We start from the raw sequence: 925 nt of genomic DNA on the forward strand, positions 1-925 counted from the left end.
ATGCCCCGCATCCTCCGCCTCGCCGCCGCCCAGATGGGCCCCAACCAGCGCGCCGACACGCGCGAGACCATCCTTGCCCGCATGATCGCCTTGCTGGAGGAAGCCGCCGGCAAGGGCGCGAAGTTCGTCGTCTTTCCCGAACTCGCCTTCACCACCTTCTTCCCACGCTGGCTGATCGAAGGCGCGGAGCTGGATCAGTACTACGAGCGCGAGATGCCCAACCCGCGCGTGCAGCCCCTGTTCGACCGGGCGCGGGAACTCGGCGTCGGCTTCTATGTCGGCTACGCCGAGCTGACGCCGGAGGGGCAGCGCTTCAACTCCGCCATCAGCACGGGGCCGGACGGGTCCATCCTCGCGAAGTACCGCAAGGTGCATCTGCCGGGCTCGGTCGAGCCGCGGCCCGGTGACCGCTTCCAGCAGCTTGAGAAGCGCTATTTCGAGTACGGCGACCTCGGCTTCCCGGCCTTCCGCGGGGCGCCGGACTGGGGCGCGCCGGTGATGGGCATGCTCGTCTGCAACGACCGCCGCTGGCCCGAAGCCTGGCGCGTGTATGCCCTCCAGGGCGTGGAGCTGATGGTCATGGGCTACAACTCCGCCGCCTACGATCCCAATGGCGGCAGCACGGAGAACGAGGAGATCCGCACCTTCCACTCCACCCTTGCCGCCCAGTCGAATGCCTACATGAACGCCACCTGGGCGGTCAGCGTGGCCAAGGCAGGTAACGAGGATGGGTCGGGCCTCATCGGCGGCTCCGTCATCGTGGACCCGAACGGGGTGATCGTCGCCCAGGCGAAGACCCTGGGCGACGAGGTGCTGGTGGCCGATTGCGACCTCGACCTGACCCGCCAGGGGAAGGAGAAGATGTTCAACTTCGAGGCCCATCGCCGGCCGGAGCACTACCGGCGGATCGTGGACCAGGTCGGCG

The 925-nt window shown here is 68.1% G+C and carries 1 protein-coding gene; it reads left to right on the plus strand.

Annotated features, from left to right (window positions below; genetic code table 11):
• Positions 1–925 (plus strand): N-carbamoyl-D-amino-acid hydrolase (locus tag D9599_RS30725; RefSeq protein ID WP_198385132.1); only part of this gene is annotated, 925 nt, incomplete at both ends.

Origin of the sequence: Roseomonas sp. KE2513 (assembly GCF_016107305.1) — a bacterium.
Lineage (GTDB): Bacteria > Pseudomonadota > Alphaproteobacteria > Acetobacterales > Acetobacteraceae > Roseomonas.